This is a genomic window from Candidatus Palauibacter soopunensis (genome assembly GCF_947581735.1).
GTDB classification, from domain to species: Bacteria; Gemmatimonadota; Gemmatimonadetes; order Palauibacterales; family Palauibacteraceae; genus Palauibacter; species Palauibacter soopunensis.
In genome coordinates this window covers 53,083-66,827 of sequence record NZ_CANPVT010000053.1, presented here as the reverse complement: position 1 = coordinate 66,827, position 13,745 = coordinate 53,083, and the positions used below count along the sequence as shown (strand labels likewise).

The 13,745-nt window shown below is 68.9% G+C and carries 11 protein-coding genes; 6 read left to right on the top strand and 5 right to left on the bottom strand.

The window, feature by feature from the left end; genetic code table 11:
* Positions 1-19: 19 nt before the first annotated feature.
* Both RN901_RS13695 and RN901_RS13690 read right to left on the bottom strand, forming a co-directional pair.
* Entirely contained in the window at positions 20-739 is a 720-nt protein-coding gene (locus RN901_RS13695; RefSeq protein WP_310758858.1) for a hypothetical protein, read from the bottom strand.
* A 188-nt stretch (positions 740-927) separates the two neighbouring features.
* The gene (locus RN901_RS13690) at positions 928-1,584 is read right to left on the bottom strand and encodes a hypothetical protein (protein ID WP_310758857.1); all 657 of its coding nucleotides are present in this window, start codon (positions 1,582-1,584) and stop codon (positions 928-930) included.
* Between the two features lie 200 nt (positions 1,585-1,784).
* On the opposite strand from RN901_RS13690, the gene RN901_RS13685 reads away from it, so the two are divergent.
* The 5 genes from RN901_RS13685 (at position 1,785) to RN901_RS13665 (ending at position 9,887) form a co-directional block, all read left to right on the top strand.
* Entirely contained in the window at positions 1,785-4,475 is a 2,691-nt protein-coding gene (locus RN901_RS13685) for a PIG-L family deacetylase (RefSeq protein ID WP_310758856.1), read from the top strand.
* Positions 4,472-4,618, top strand: a complete 147-nt coding sequence (locus RN901_RS13680) for a hypothetical protein (RefSeq protein ID WP_310758855.1) — start codon at positions 4,472-4,474, stop codon at positions 4,616-4,618. Before RN901_RS13685 ends, RN901_RS13680 begins: the two co-directional genes overlap by 4 nt.
* Entirely contained in the window at positions 4,615-6,318 is a 1,704-nt protein-coding gene (locus RN901_RS13675) for a sodium:solute symporter (protein ID WP_310758854.1), read from the top strand. Before RN901_RS13680 ends, RN901_RS13675 begins: the two co-directional genes overlap by 4 nt.
* A 139-nt stretch (positions 6,319-6,457) precedes the next feature.
* Positions 6,458-8,125, top strand: coding sequence for a formate--tetrahydrofolate ligase (locus RN901_RS13670; protein WP_310758853.1), 1,668 nt, complete (start codon positions 6,458-6,460; stop codon positions 8,123-8,125).
* A gap of 4 nt (positions 8,126-8,129) precedes the next feature.
* Positions 8,130-9,887 carry a hypothetical protein gene (locus RN901_RS13665; RefSeq protein ID WP_310758852.1) on the top strand — a complete coding sequence of 586 codons (1,758 nt, stop codon included), beginning with the start codon at positions 8,130-8,132 and terminating at the stop codon, positions 9,885-9,887.
* Between the two features lie 31 nt (positions 9,888-9,918).
* Here the strand turns inward: RN901_RS13665 and RN901_RS13660 are convergent, their stop codons facing one another.
* From RN901_RS13660 to RN901_RS13650, 3 genes are all read right to left on the bottom strand, one after another.
* Positions 9,919-10,908 carry a hypothetical protein gene (locus tag RN901_RS13660; RefSeq protein ID WP_310758851.1) on the bottom strand — a complete coding sequence of 330 codons (990 nt, stop codon included), beginning with the start codon at positions 10,906-10,908 and terminating at the stop codon, positions 9,919-9,921.
* A 115-nt stretch (positions 10,909-11,023) separates the two neighbouring features.
* A complete protein-coding gene (locus tag RN901_RS13655; protein WP_310758850.1) occupies positions 11,024-11,746 on the bottom strand; it encodes a methylated-DNA--[protein]-cysteine S-methyltransferase in 723 nt (240 codons plus the stop codon).
* Positions 11,743-12,330 (bottom strand): RNA polymerase sigma factor, encoded by a 588-nt coding sequence (locus tag RN901_RS13650; RefSeq protein WP_310758849.1) that lies wholly within the window; start codon positions 12,328-12,330, stop codon positions 11,743-11,745. Before RN901_RS13650 ends, RN901_RS13655 begins: the two co-directional genes overlap by 4 nt.
* A 166-nt stretch (positions 12,331-12,496) precedes the next feature.
* Here RN901_RS13650 and RN901_RS13645 point away from each other — a divergent pair, with 166 nt between their 5' ends.
* Entirely contained in the window at positions 12,497-13,642 is a 1,146-nt protein-coding gene (locus RN901_RS13645) for a hypothetical protein (protein ID WP_310758848.1), read from the top strand.
* The last annotated feature ends 103 nt before the right edge of the window (positions 13,643-13,745 follow it).

Genomic DNA, 13,745 nt, shown 5'->3' with positions numbered 1-13,745 from the left:
TCGGCGGACGATGAGCCGCCTACCGATTCCCGGCAAGCGTCCACGCGACGCCCGCGCGAATGTTCCAGTCTCCGCTCATTTCGGTGGTTCCGTGCCCCAACGCGGCGTCGATGGCCACCGGTCCCCGTTTCCACTCCACCGTGGCCCGGAGTTCGCCGAGGTCGCCGGTGCCGGGCGGAGACACGCTTCTTGTACTGGACCGCCCTCGGGTCCCGACGGAAAGCCGCCAGCTCGGAGCTGCGTCCCACAGAGCCTCGAACGCATAGGCGAAGGCATCATTCTGTTCAAAGGGCTCGGCCGGCACTTCCAGGATGCCGACGCCGAACCAGCCGGTCGCACGCCAGCGGGCGGAGACCCAGGAGAACAGGGCCGCGATCGTGACGTCGGTTGTATTCGTGCCGATCCCCTTCGTTTCGTCGGAGTTCGGCAGTTTGACTCCCAGGTGCCCACCGGCCGAGAAGCCCGTGGGTCCTCCAAGGGGGGCGATGGAGACTGCGAGTTCGAAATCGCCCACGTCGCGCGTCGTTCCGTCTCGGACGGAAGGGTCAAGCTCGATGGCGGGAGCCGGGTCTCGCGCCTCGATCGAGAGAACCTTCCGGGCCGCCCCCTTCAGTTCGAGCACCGCGTGCGGTCCGATCGCCCAGGCGGCGTGGAGGACGGGGAAGGCGTCAAGATCTCCTCCGAGCCCCGCGAGCGGGAAGGCCGCGTTCGTCGTACGCGTGAAACCGACGCCGATCAAGGTTTCGCCGCCCTCCACGCCCACGGGCTGCACGAGAGCGTCGCGCTTCAGTTGTGCCGCCGCCGACCCTGGAAGGACGAGGCCTAGCACCGCGACGAAAAACAACGAGAGCCCGACGCATGTACGCCGGGCTCTCGGGAACAGCGGCGAAGCGGACCGCCGGCAGGAAGCCGGCCGGCCGGCGCGACTCAGTTTCGAGCCGCCTGCATGATGTCGTTCACGTAGCCATCCAGCCGTGCCATGACTTCGATGGTTTCCGCCTGCGTTCCGGCCGCGGCCAGTTCTCTTGCCAGATTGAGAAGCAGCGCGCGCACGGCGTCCGGATTCCCACCTCCCACCGATGGCGTTGCGGCCGCGGGGGCCGCCTTTGCCCGCGCCTTGCGCTTTGCCGGGGCCCTGCGTTCCGCCACGGCCGGCTTCCCCGTCCCGGCAGCCGCCCTCGCCAGGCGCCGCTTGACTTGAAGCGGATACTTCGCGTGGAACTGCCGCGCCGAAAGTTTGGCCACGGATCCATCGATCTCGCAGGCGCGCGTAAAGAGGTCCTTGTTCTTGACGTTGGGGTTCGCCTTGAGCCTGCGCGTCACGTATTTCAGGACCGCGGCACTCACATCCCCCCCGGAAGCGGCCGGTGCCGGGCGCTTCCGGACACGAACCCGCGCGGCCTTGGGCTTCTTGCTCGGTCCCGCGGTTCCCGCGAGCCGCCGCTTTACCTGCAGCGGATATTTGGCGTGGAATTGCCTCGGGTTCAGCTTCCCGATGGTCTTGTCTATGAGTTTCGCTCCTTCGAAGAGCGTTGCGTTCGAGACCGCGGGGTCCTTTGTCAACTCCGTCTCTATGAATTTCATCACGTTTTCGCTCATTGTGCCTCCTCCTGCAGACCTGTGCGCCCGAAGATAGATGCCGATGGCGCATCCTCACGGTGTGGAATGAACCAATGATCTCCTCCGGTGCACCGCGAGTCAACTGTACGCCAAGTAATAGATGTACGACCTTGTCCCGGACGTCCCGCTTTCTGGGGTCACCGCGCGGACGTAGCTTCCCGCCCATGCAACCTCGATTGACGTCCACCCTGATGGCCGCCGTGGCGTGGTGCCTGCTCTCGGCGCCGGCGCACGCGCAGGGGTCGCGCCTTCCCGGCGCGATCGAAGCGGGACTCATCCTCCGGCAGCTCGATGGGGTGAAGAGGGTCCTCGTCGTGGCGGCGCACCCGGACGACGAGGACACGGCTCTGCTGACCACGCTCGCGCGCGGATGGGGGGTGGAGGCCGCCTACTTCTCGTTCACGCGAGGCGAGGGAGGCCAAAACCTCATCGGCACCGAACTCGGCGAGGGACTCGGCATCATCCGCTCGGGCGAACTGCTGGCCGCCCGCAGGATCGACGGGGCGCAGCAGTTCTTCGGCCGCGCGTTCGACTTCGGCTACTCGAAGACCGCGGAGGAAACCTTCGCGAAGTGGCCGCGCGAGCGCGTCCTCTCCGACCTGGTGTGGACCATCCGACGCTTTCGTCCTCATGTGCTCATCACGATGTGGAGCGGAACGGAGCGGGACGGCCACGGGCACCACCAGGTATCGGGCCTTCTCACGCGCGAGGCCTTCGATGCCGCCGGAGACGCCAGCCGCTTCCCCGAACAGCTGGCGGCGGGCGCGGAACCCTGGGCGCCCCTGAAGCTGTACCGGCGCCCCCTCTTCGAACTGGGCGCCACCTCGATCGAACTCGAGACGGGCACACTCGATCCCCTGCTCGGCCTTACGCATCACCAGGTGGCGATGGACAGCCGCAGCCAGCACCGTTCGCAGGATTTCGGTACGGCCCTGCCGCTCGGTCGTCGCGCCACTCGCCTGTCGCTCGTGTCGTCGCGGGTCGGCGGCTCACCGACGGAGCCGCTGCTGGCGGGCGTCGACACGACCCTGGCATCGCTCGCTGCCGACCTCGGCGAGACGGCGCAGGCGGACGTTCGCTTGTACCGGGAGGCGATCGGCCGCGCCGCCGGCTCGCTCGATGCGACACAGCCGGAAACCGCCCTGCCCTTCCTCGCCGAGGCGTCGCGCCGATTGGAGCGGCTCAGCGCCGCCGCGCGCGGCGGGCGGGAAAGCGAGCTGCGGCGCGAACTGGATCGCCGCGCGCGCCTGCTGATGCGGGCGATCCTCGCGGTGACCGGAGTACGGGTCGAACTGAGGGCGCGGGACGACGTTCTCGTCCCCGGACAGACCGTCCTCGTCGAGGCACGCGTCTGGAGCGGCGCCGGCGCCACCCTGGAACTCGACCCGCCGGTCCTCGAGGTCCCCCAGGGGTGGTCGGTGGAGGGCATCGGCCCGGAGGTCGAGACGGAACCCGACGATCTGGGGCCGTTCGCCCGCTTCTTCCGTCAGGAGGATACGGTATTCGATCCGTTGGCCCGGGCGCGGGTCGAGCCGGGCGAACTCGGGCTGTGGCGTTATGCCGTCACGGTGCCCGCGGACGCGCCGCCCGCTTCCCCGTGGTTCCTCGAACGCCCGCGGGACGGCGACCTGTACGAATGGCCCGAGGCGCCCGATCTTCGCGCGCTCCCGTTCCGTCCTCCACCTCTTCACGGCCGAGTGTCCGCGGTCGTGTCGGCGGCAGGCGAACGACTCGACGTCGAGGTCGAGGACCCGGTACGCTATCGGGCCGTGGATGGCGTGACGGGGGAAAGCTGGCGACCGCTGCAGGTCGCGCCGCGCGTATCCGTTGCGGCGGCGGCGCCCACGATGATCTGGCCCGCCAGCCATCCGGACTCACGTGTCGTCGCCTTCCGGGTCTCGAATTTCGCCCGGGAGGCTACGGCCGGAGAGATCGGGCTCGACCTGCCGCCCGGGTGGCGCGCCGCGCCCGAGACGGTGTCGTTCGAGCTCGCCGGAGAGGGAGCGGTTCAGACCGTCGGCTTCTCGGTCGAGCCCCCGGCGGGAGAAGCGGAAGGGGAGTTTCTCGCTCAGCCGCGGATCCGGATCGCCGGCGACGCGGTTCCCGCCACGCGCGCGACGATCATCGACTATCCGCACATCGAGCCGCGACTCCTGGCCGGCGACGCGGCCGTGCGGATCGTGCGTTTCCCCGTTCGCGTCGCGGATCGGCGCATCGGCTACGTGATGGGTTCCGGCGACGACGGGCCCGAAGCCATTCGGCAGCTCGGGCTCGACGTCGAACTCATCGAACCGGGAGACTGGGAGGCCGAGAGGCTCGACCGCTTCGACACGATCGTGCTCGGGGTCCGGGCCTACGAGGTCCGCGAGGATCTCATCGCGGCGAACGCGGAGTTGCTCGCGTGGGCGGAGCGCGGAGGCACGGTCGTCGTCCAGTACAACCGCTACGAGTTCAACCGTGGGGCCTACGCGCCGTACCCGATCGCCATCGGCCGCCCCGCGCCCCGAGTCACGGAGGAGGACGCCTCCGTCACGCTCGTCGATCCGCAGGCGCCCGTTCTGATGGAGCCCAACCGGCTCGGCCCGGCCGATTTCGAAGGCTGGGTCCAGGAGCGCGGACTGTACTTCCCCGATGCGTGGGACGAACGATACCAGGCGCCGCTGGAGATGGCCGACACGGGCGAACCGCCGAATCGCGGCAGCCTGCTCGCCGCCCCGGTGGGTCGCGGACTCTACATTCACACATCGCTCTCCTTCTTCCGGCAACTGCGCGCGGGCGTGCCCGGCGCCTTTCGTCTGTGGGCGAACCTGCTCTCCCTCGACGGGAGCCGCTGGCGCGAGATCGCCGCCCCGTGACGGAACACCGGGACGAGACGGAGGACCGGATCGGCCCCTTCCGTAGCTGGCGCGCGCTCTACGTGTCGGTGATCGCCTATACGGCCGGACTCATCCTCCTCCTCTATCTCGCTACGCGCCTGCTCGACTTCGGCGTGCCGTGAGCGGCCTCGACTGGCTCGTCTTTACCGTCTATTTCGGCGCCGTGGTCGCCTTCGCCTGGCTCCAGAGTCGAAAAAACCGGGGCGTCGAAGGCTTCTTTCTCGCCAACCGCCGGCTGGGTTGGGGCGCCATCGGCCTCTCCGTCATGGCGACGCAGGCGAGCGCGATCACGTATATCGGCACGACCGGACAGGCTTTCGACGACGGCATGGAGTTCGTCCAGTTCTATCTGGGCCAGCCGATCGCCATGGTCATTCTCTGCGTCGTGTTCGTCCCCTTCTTCTATCGCTCCAAGGTCTTCACCGCCTACGAGTACCTGGAACGCCGCTTCGACCCCAGAACCCGGTCGCTGACGAGTTTCCTCTTCCTCGTTTCGCGCGGACTATCGGCGGGGATCGTCCTCTACGCCCCGGCCATTGTGCTCTCCGTCATCATGGGCTGGGACGAGCGCGTGACGATTCTCGTCATGGGACTGATTACCGTGGCCTATACGATCATGGGGGGCATCACGGCCGTCATCTGGACGGACGTGCTCCAGATGATCGTCATGTTCGCCGGCATAGGGATCGCGATCGCGGTGCTGTTCTCGACGCTGCCGGAGGGAGTGGGCGTCGGCGACGTGGCGTATATCGGCGGGATCCATGAGATGTGGCGCAGCATCGACCTCTCCTGGGATCCGACCAATCGCTACACGCTCTGGTCCGGACTCATCGGAGGGCTCTTTCTCGCCCTGGGCTACTTCGGGACCGACCAGAGCCAGGTCCAGCGCTATCTCACGGCGAGTTCGCTGCGCCAGAGCCGTCTTTCCCTCATCTTCAATGCCTTCGTCAAAGTCCCGATGCAGGTCTTCATCCTCGCCATCGGCGTCCTCCTCTATGTCTTCTATCACTTCGAGCGTCCCCCGCTCGTCTTCAATTCGGCGGAGGCCGCCATGGTCCGGGAAAGTCCCCGTGCCGGCGCCTTCGCCGCGCTGGAGGCCGAGCACGAACGAACGCACGAACTGCGCCGCGAGAGCACCCTTGCGGCGCTGGAAACTCGCCGCGCCGGCGACGATGCCGCGGCACTGCAGCGGCGGATCGCCACGTATGATGACGAACTGGAGCGGTTGAGGGAGGCGTCGAAATCGCTCGTGTCCGAGGTGCGCGGGTCGTCGTCGAACGATGTGAACTATGTCTTCCCGTCCTATCTCATTTCCTATGTTCCCGCCGGTATTCTGGGACTGCTGATCGCCGTCATCTTCGCGGCCGCGATGTCCTCGCTGGACTCCGAACTCACGGCCCTTTCCAGCGCCACCGTGATCGACTTCTATCGGAGGCATGTGAAACCTGAGGGGACGGACGCCCACTACCTGCTCGTTTCCCGGCTCGCCACGCTGGGTTGGGGCGGATTCGCCGTTCTCTTCGCACTTTACGCAGGCCAGTTGGGGTCGCTCGTCGAGGCGGTCAATGAAATAGGTTCGATCTTCTACGGGGCGCTCCTGGGCGTCTTCCTCCTCGCATTTCTCGTGAAGCGGGCGACGGCCGCGGGCGCCTTCTACGGGCTGATCTCCTCGATGCTCGCCGTGCTCGCCGTGTCGCGCTTCACGGAGATCGCGTGGCTGTGGTACAACGTCGTCGGCACGCTGGCCGTTCTCGTAGTCGGCCTCGCCCTTCGCCGGCGGGAGCCGCCGACGCCGCGAGGGTCCGCGGCCGCCTCGGGCTGAGGGCTTCGCGGCGGGCACGATACGGGGTACGGTTTTCAGCGGGCGGCGCGGGCCGTAGAGTCTCCGCTCGGAAGAACGCCTACGCACCCCGGATCCCTTCCGGGGGACGGCTCTCAGCAACCTCATCGGGATGATACGGATGCTCACGGACGTACAGATCGCCGAGGCCGCGACGCCCCGGCCCATCGGGGAGATCGGGGAGAAGATCGGGCTGGGGCTCGAGGAGCTTGTGCCCTACGGCCATTACAAGGCGAAGGTCGACCCCGAGTCCATCTTCGCGCGTGAGCCCGGGTCGGGCCGGCTCGTCCTCGTCACGGGCATCACCCCGACGGCCGCGGGCGAGGGCAAGACGACGGTCTCCGTGGGGCTTGCCGACGGCCTGCGCCGCGTGGGAGCGAACGCGGTGCTCTGCATTCGCGAGCCGAGTCTTGGCCCGGTGTTCGGCGTCAAGGGCGGGGCCGCCGGCGGCGGATACTCGCAGGTGATCCCGATGGCCGACATCAACCTCCACTTCACGGGGGACCTGCACGCGATCACGTCGGCACACGCGCTTCTCTCGGCGGCGCTGGACAACCATCTCCAGCAGGGGAACCGGCTCGGGATCGACCCGCGGCAGATCACCTGGCGGCGCGCCGTCGACATGAACGACCGGGCGCTGCGGAACATCGTCGTCGGGCTCGGGGGTCGGATCAACGGCGTGCCGCGCGAGGACGGCTTCATGATCACGGCCGCGTCCGAAGTGATGGCGATCTTCTGCCTCGCCGCCAGCCTCGAGGACCTGGAGGAGCGGCTGAGCAGCATCATCGTGGGCTACGACTACGGCGGGGAGCCGGTGCGGGCGCGCGAACTGAACGTGGCGGGCGCCATGACGCTGCTGCTGCGGGAGGCGATCGGGCCGAACCTCGTTCAGACGCTCGAGGGGACGCCGGCTTTCGTCCATGGCGGGCCCTTCGCGAACATCGCCCACGGCTGCAATTCACTCATGGCAACGCGGGCGGGGCTGGCTTTCGGCGATGTCGTGATCACGGAGGCGGGGTTCGGCTCGGACCTCGGGGCCGAGAAGTTCTTCGACATCAAATGCCGGACGGGCGGACTGAACCCGGAAGCCACCGTGCTCGTGGCCACGATCCGCGCCCTCAAGCTGCACGGCGGCGGCGACCGCGCGGCGCTCTCGACGCCGGACGCCGACGCCGTCCGCGGCGGACTCGCGAACCTCGGCGCGCACGTCGAGAACATCCGGGGCTTCGGCATCGAACCGGTGGTGGCGATCAACGTGTTCCGGACGGACTCCGACGAAGAGATCGCGGCGGTGGCGGAGGCGTGTGAGGAGTTGGGCGCGCCCTGGGCGCGCTCCGACGGCCATGCGCTGGGCGGCGCCGGCTGCGAGGATCTCGCCCGCGCGGTGCTGGCGGCGCTCGACGAGGGAGGGGCTTCCTTCGAGCCGAAATACGATGCGGAGGCTTCGATCCGGGACAAGATCGAGGCGATCGCCCGGAAGGTGTACGGAGCGGACGGCGTCGACTACGCGGCGCGCGCTTCGAAGGACATCCGGCAACTTGAGGCGGCCGGGCTCGGGGACACGCCGGTCTGCATCGCGAAGACGCCGAACAGCCTGAGCGACGATCCGGCGCGCCTCGGACGGCCGACCGGCTTCCGCATCACCGTTCAGGACGTGCGGCCCTCCGCGGGGGCGGGTTTCGTCGTAGCTCGAGCCGGCACCGTCATGACGATGCCGGGACTCCCGCGCGTGCCCGCCGCCGAGGGGATCCGGATCGTCGAGGACGGGAGCGTGGTCGGGCTCTTCTGAGCGCATGATCGAGATCGATCTCTCCGCCGGCCCCTACATGGAGGGCGTGGAGCGCCGGCTCCGGGAATGGGCCGCCGAGGGCGCGGTGTCGCGGCTCTGGCGGCGGGATTCGACGCTGTGGTGCGCGGAACCGGACACGCCCGAACTCGCCGACCGGCTGGGTTGGCTGGACCTTCCGGAGACGTCTCCCGCGGCGCTCGGCCCGCTCGAGGAGTTGCGCGCGGGCGTGCCCTTCTGGTTCACCGATCTCGTGCTGCTCGGCATGGGGGGCTCCAGCCTCGCGCCCGAGGTCATCGCGCGCACGATGCCGGGCGAGGGGCTGCCGCTCACGCTCGTCGACACCACGCACCCCGGGGCGCTCCGCGACCTCGAGTGGCTGCGCCCCGCAAACACGATCTTCATCGTCTCCAGCAAATCCGGCACCACCATCGAGACGCTCTCGCTCTTCCGCCACTTCTGGTCGCGGACCGCGGAAGTGGTGGAGGATCCCGGGGCGCACTTCATCGCGATCTCGGACCCCGGGTCCCCCCTCGCGGAACTCGGCCGCGAACGGGGCTTCCGCGCCGTGTTCGAGGCGCCCGCCGAGGTGGGCGGGCGCTTCTCGGCCCTGAGCCCGTTCGGCCTGGTGCCGGCGGCGCTCGCGGGCGCCGACCTCCCGGCCCTGCTCGCGGAGGTGGCCGAGGCCGCGGACACCTGCAAGGACGAGGTCCACGACAACCCGGGCTTCCTCCTCGGGGCGGCACTGGGAGAACTCGCGCTCGCCGGGCGCGACAAGGTCACGTTCGTCGTGGCGCCCGACTGGGAGGCATTTCCGGGCTGGGCGGAGCAACTCCTCGCCGAGAGCACCGGCAAGGAGGGTCGGGGCATCGTTCCGGTCGTCGCCGAGCCTGCCCGTCCGCCGGACGAGTACGGCGAGGATCGGGTCTTCGTCGGCCTCCTCCTCGGCGGCGACGCGGCGCGCGAAGCGGAGCAATGGGGGGAAGCCGATGAGACACCGGACCTCCTCGACGCGCTCGAGGCGGCCGGCCACCCGACGCTGCGCATCCGGCTCGAACAGCCCGAGGAACTCGGCGCCCTTTTCTTCGTCTGGGAGGTGGGCGTGGCCATGGCCGGAGCCGCTCTCGGCATCCACCCCTTCAACCAGCCCGACGTACAGCTCGCGAAGCGCCTCGCGCGACGGGCGATGGCGGGCGAAGGCGCGCCGGACGGAGAGTCGGTGGACGTCGAGCCGCTGGAAGACGCGGAGACCGCCGAAACGGACGAGATCGACCTCGTGTGGGAGTTGCCGCAGTTCGGACACGCCCCGCCCCGAACGCCCGTGCCGCCGGATGTGGACGGAATCCGCGAGCGGCTGGAGGACTTCCTGGCCGCGGTGGCCCCGACAGACTACATCGCCGTGCAGGCGTTCCTCGCGGGGGGCGAGGAGGAGGAGGGGCTGCTCGGGACGCTGCGCGCGGCCCTCGCCGCGGCCACGGGGGCGACGACCACGCTGGGCCATGGTCCGCGCTTCCTGCATTCGACCGGGCAGTTGCACAAGGGGGGCGCGGACAACGGCGTCTTCCTGCAGCTCGTCGACGACGCCGGCGAGCACGTCCACGTCCCCGAGACGGACTTCACCTTCCGCCAACTGATCCGGGCCCAGGCGCTGGGGGACCTCGAGGCCCTCGGCCAATGCGAACGACGGGCCCTCCGGGTCCGGGTCGGCGGGCCGGAGGGCCTCGGGCTGCGTCGCCTGATCCAGCTCGTCGAGGAGTCCGCCTAGCTGGCAGCCGGAGCCCGAGAGGCCGTCCGGCTCAGTGGACCAGGCGCACCTGCAACCCCAGGCCCCCGCCGACCCAGGCCGCGGAAGGCGCGAGGAACCGCGGGCGATGCGACCTCAGCGCGCTCGGGGCCTCCAGCCCGGTCTCAACTGTCGAAGGCTCATCCGGGCGCGGCCGCAGGAAGCTCCACGCCACGTAACCGGACACGAGCGCCAACGCGGAGTTGGCGATGGTGGAGCCTCTCGCCCCTATGCTCGAATCCTGCCACTCGCGCGCCGCGTTGACCGCAAGAGCCGCGTGCGCCACGGCAAAGGCTCCGTTGAGCGCGCCCACGGCGGTCCTCTCCCAGGCCTCCGGTTGCGTCGCGCCATTCACGACGTAACCGGCGACGACGGACCCCAGAGTGAACGGGGTGACGTATCGCCAGACACGGGACGCCTCATCCACGATGCAGAGGCAGTAGTCGGCGTAGCCCGGCTGGATCCTCGCCGCTTCCTCCAGCGTCAAACCCATGTCGTCGAGCCATTCGGAGAAGCGCCCGTCATCGGCGAGTTCCCACGCGTACACATTATTGTCCGCGCTCGCGATCTCCCGGACGAGGTTCTCGCGACCGGACCTCTGGAGCAAGTAGGCCACCGCGCACGGCGTCCCGTGTTCGTCGACGAAGACGGGTACGCGGCCGGCGGCGTGCGTATGGTTGTGCGGGAATTCCCCCCGTTCCCGGTACTCGCGTAGCCAGTCCAGGGCCGTGCTCCGTCGTTCCCGCTGCGCGGCGCTCAGCCCGTCCGTCGACCTTCGTCTCAGCACCCCCTCGACGTCGCGCAGGTGCCCTGCTATCCGTCGGGCCTCCAGCACGCCGGGCTCGATCCGTGACGGCGTCGCGGCGAACCAATGCGGGACGGCCCCTGTCCGCGCCGCGGTGAGCTCGGACGCCTCGTCGCTGGCGTCACGCGGACCGCCAGAGGCGGCGATGAGCAGGCACAGACCGCCAATGACGGCAACGGCTCTCGAAGAAGTGGACATGGCTGCGGCTCCCGTGAAGGCCTCCCCCTTCCGGCGGCCGCGTGCAGGCACGGCGCCGGGATCCCATCCCTGGACGTACCGGCGGCACCCGTCGGAGTTCCCGCTTCCCGGCGGGTCAGGCGAGCGGCATCTCCGTCTGGCCGTGCGAACCGAGGAGATCGGTCCGGCCCTCGATGTCGAGGAGCGCGCGCTTGTACCGGAGTCCGCCGGTGTATCCGCCCAGCGTCCGGTCGGTCCGGACGACCCGGTGACAGGGCACGATGATCGGTACCGGGTTCCGGCCAAGCGCGTTGCCCACCGCGCGTGACGCCTTCGGACGGCCGATTCGCCGGGCAATCTCCGTGTACGTCACCGTCTCGCCGAAGTCGAGTCCGGAGGCGGCGCCCAGTACGGCGCGCGGGAAGTCGCCCAGTTCCGTGAGGTCGACGAAGAGATCGAAGCGAAGGCGGCGACGGCCGAAGTACTCCGTCAGTTGCTCTTCCGCGGAGGCGAGCCGGTCAGTATCGGACACCACGGGTGTCGACCCGTATCGGTGCTCGAGGCCGTCGACGAACGCGTCGTCGCTCTCGTCCTGCCACGAGAGCGCGGCAAGTCCCGCCGCGCTCGCCGCGATGCGCATGACGCCAAACGGCGAGTCGAAGCGGCGCCACCGGATCGCCGGCCCGTCTCGCAGGGCCTTCGCGGAACGCTCCAGGAGCCGGTATTCCACCGCCCGCTCCCGACAGACAGGGCAGGCCGCCATGCGTTCGGCGAGCTTCTGAGCGGCGTCCGCATCCGGGTCGCCCAGGATCCACGCGAGTACATCCTCTTCGCGACAGGTCGTGCAACGTCGAGTCATATCGGCCCCTCCTTGCGCCACACCTCGGCGAGGTCGCGACGCAGCTTCTTCATCCCCTGGTAGACATTGGCTCTCGCAGCCTCCGGCGAGGAATTCATCCGGCGGGCGATCGTCGCGTAGTCCAACTGTTCGATCCAGCGGAGCCAGACGGCGTCGCGCTGCCGCCGGGGGAGTTCCGCGACACCCTTCCGGACGCGCGCCGCGGCGGCTTCGGAAAGCCGACTCAACACCGCATCCGTCGCCGGAAGCGCGCCGGACTCCAGCTCCCCGGCGTGGGCCGCGAGCAATTCGGAACGGCGGCGGCGCATCGCGAGGTGATCGAGCGCCCGATGGGTCGCGACGCGGTACAGCCAAGCTCGGATGTTGGCGCCGGCCCCTGCCTCGGGCCGCGCACGGAGCGCCGTCACCCACAGGTCCTGCACGATATCGCGCGCTTCCTCCGCGTTTCCCACCATCGCGGCTACATGGCGCCGCAATTCCCCGCCGTAACGTTCGGACCAGTCGTTCACCTGCCGTTCCGGCTCCGCAGCTATCGTCATCCGCCTCGGCACCACCTCTCCATCCGCCTTCTCCTTCGTTCTCACCCCCTGGAACGTATCGTTTCGGAATTCGTGAAACGGGACGCTCCGTAAACTGGCCCCGCGAGCGCGTGAACCTTACCGTGTGGGCCCGCAGCCCCACCGGAGGCTTCAAGCGTACAACGGCGGCAAGCGCGTCGCCGGACACCCAACCGAAAAGACCGAGGCTCTCTTGAATTCAGCACACTCAGCATCGGCGCCGACTCGCGTCGCCCTGACGCTCGTGGCCGTCTGCGCGGCGACGGCCTGCACCGGCGACACGGGAGAACAGAACGACGCGGCCGGGCGGAACGATGCGGCCCGGAACGATGCGGAGAGCGGCGCCGTGATCCGCGATCCGCTTCCGGAAGAGCGACGCTTCGCCAGCCTGGCTCAGCTCACCTTCGAGGGGGAGAACGCCGAGGCCTACTACTCGTCGGACGGACAGCGGCTGATCTTCCAGCGCCGGCACGAGGGCGAATACGAGTGCGATCAGATCTTCACGATCGGCGTCGAGGGCGGCGATCCGCAGCTCGTGTCGACGGGACTCGGACGGACCACCTGCGCGTACTTCTTCCCGGACGATTCGCGCATCGTCTACAGTTCCACGCACCACGCGGCGCCCGAGTGTCCTCCGCCGCCGGACATGCGGCGCGGGTACGTGTGGGCGCTCTACGACTTCGACATCTACACGGCGAAGCCGGACGGTGCCGACGTCCGGACGATCTTCTCGAGTCCCGGCTACGACGCGGAGGCGACCCTCGCCCCGGACGGGTCGCGGATCGTCTTCACCTCCACGCGCGACGGAGACCTGGACATCTACTCGATGAATCCCGACGGCTCCGATGTACGGCAGCTCACGGACGAGCCCGGATACGATGGCGGCCCCTTCTTCTCCCCGGACGGATCGAAGATCGTCTACCGGGCGAGGTACCCGGAAAGCGAGGAGGAACTCGCGGACTACCAGGCGCTCCTGGCCGACGGTCTCGTCCGTCCCGGCGTGCTCGACATCTACGTGATGGACGCGGACGGCTCGAATCGGGTGCGCCTCACGGACAACGGGGCCGCGAACTTCGCCCCCTTCTTCCACCCGAGCGGCGAGAAGGTGATCTTCGCTTCCAACCTGAACGAGGACGATCCGCGCAGCCGCAATTTCGACCTCTTCCTCGTGAATTTGGACGGCACGGGGCTGGAGCAGGTGACGTTCAGCGAGGAGTTCGAGAGCTTCCCCATGTTCAGTCCGGACGGCCGTTATCTCGTGTTCGGATCGAACCGGCACGGATCGCACGAGGGCAACACGAACCTCTTCATCGCGGAGTGGATCGACGATCTGCCCTAGGTGGTGACGCCGCACCCGCCGTCCGTGACCGCCGGTGACCGACTTCGCCGGCGGACCGTCTAGTCTCTGAAGACAGTCCCGGCGGCGAACCGGCCGCCCGGGG

Bases quoted from the DNA above. Each gene is read 5' to 3' on its own strand.
- RN901_RS13655 (WP_310758850.1), bottom strand. From the start codon at position 11,746: ATGACTCGACGTTGCACGACCTGTCGCGAAGAGGATGTACTCGCGTGG.
- RN901_RS13660 (WP_310758851.1), bottom strand. From the start codon at position 10,908: ATGTCCACTTCTTCGAGAGCCGTTGCCGTCATTGGCGGTCTGTGCCTG.
- RN901_RS13665 (WP_310758852.1), top strand. From the start codon at position 8,130: ATGATCGAGATCGATCTCTCCGCCGGCCCCTACATGGAGGGCGTGGAG.
- RN901_RS13685 (WP_310758856.1), top strand. From the start codon at position 1,785: ATGCAACCTCGATTGACGTCCACCCTGATGGCCGCCGTGGCGTGGTGC.
- RN901_RS13670 (WP_310758853.1), top strand. From the start codon at position 6,458: ATGCTCACGGACGTACAGATCGCCGAGGCCGCGACGCCCCGGCCCATC.
- RN901_RS13690 (WP_310758857.1), bottom strand. From the start codon at position 1,584: ATGAAATTCATAGAGACGGAGTTGACAAAGGACCCCGCGGTCTCGAAC.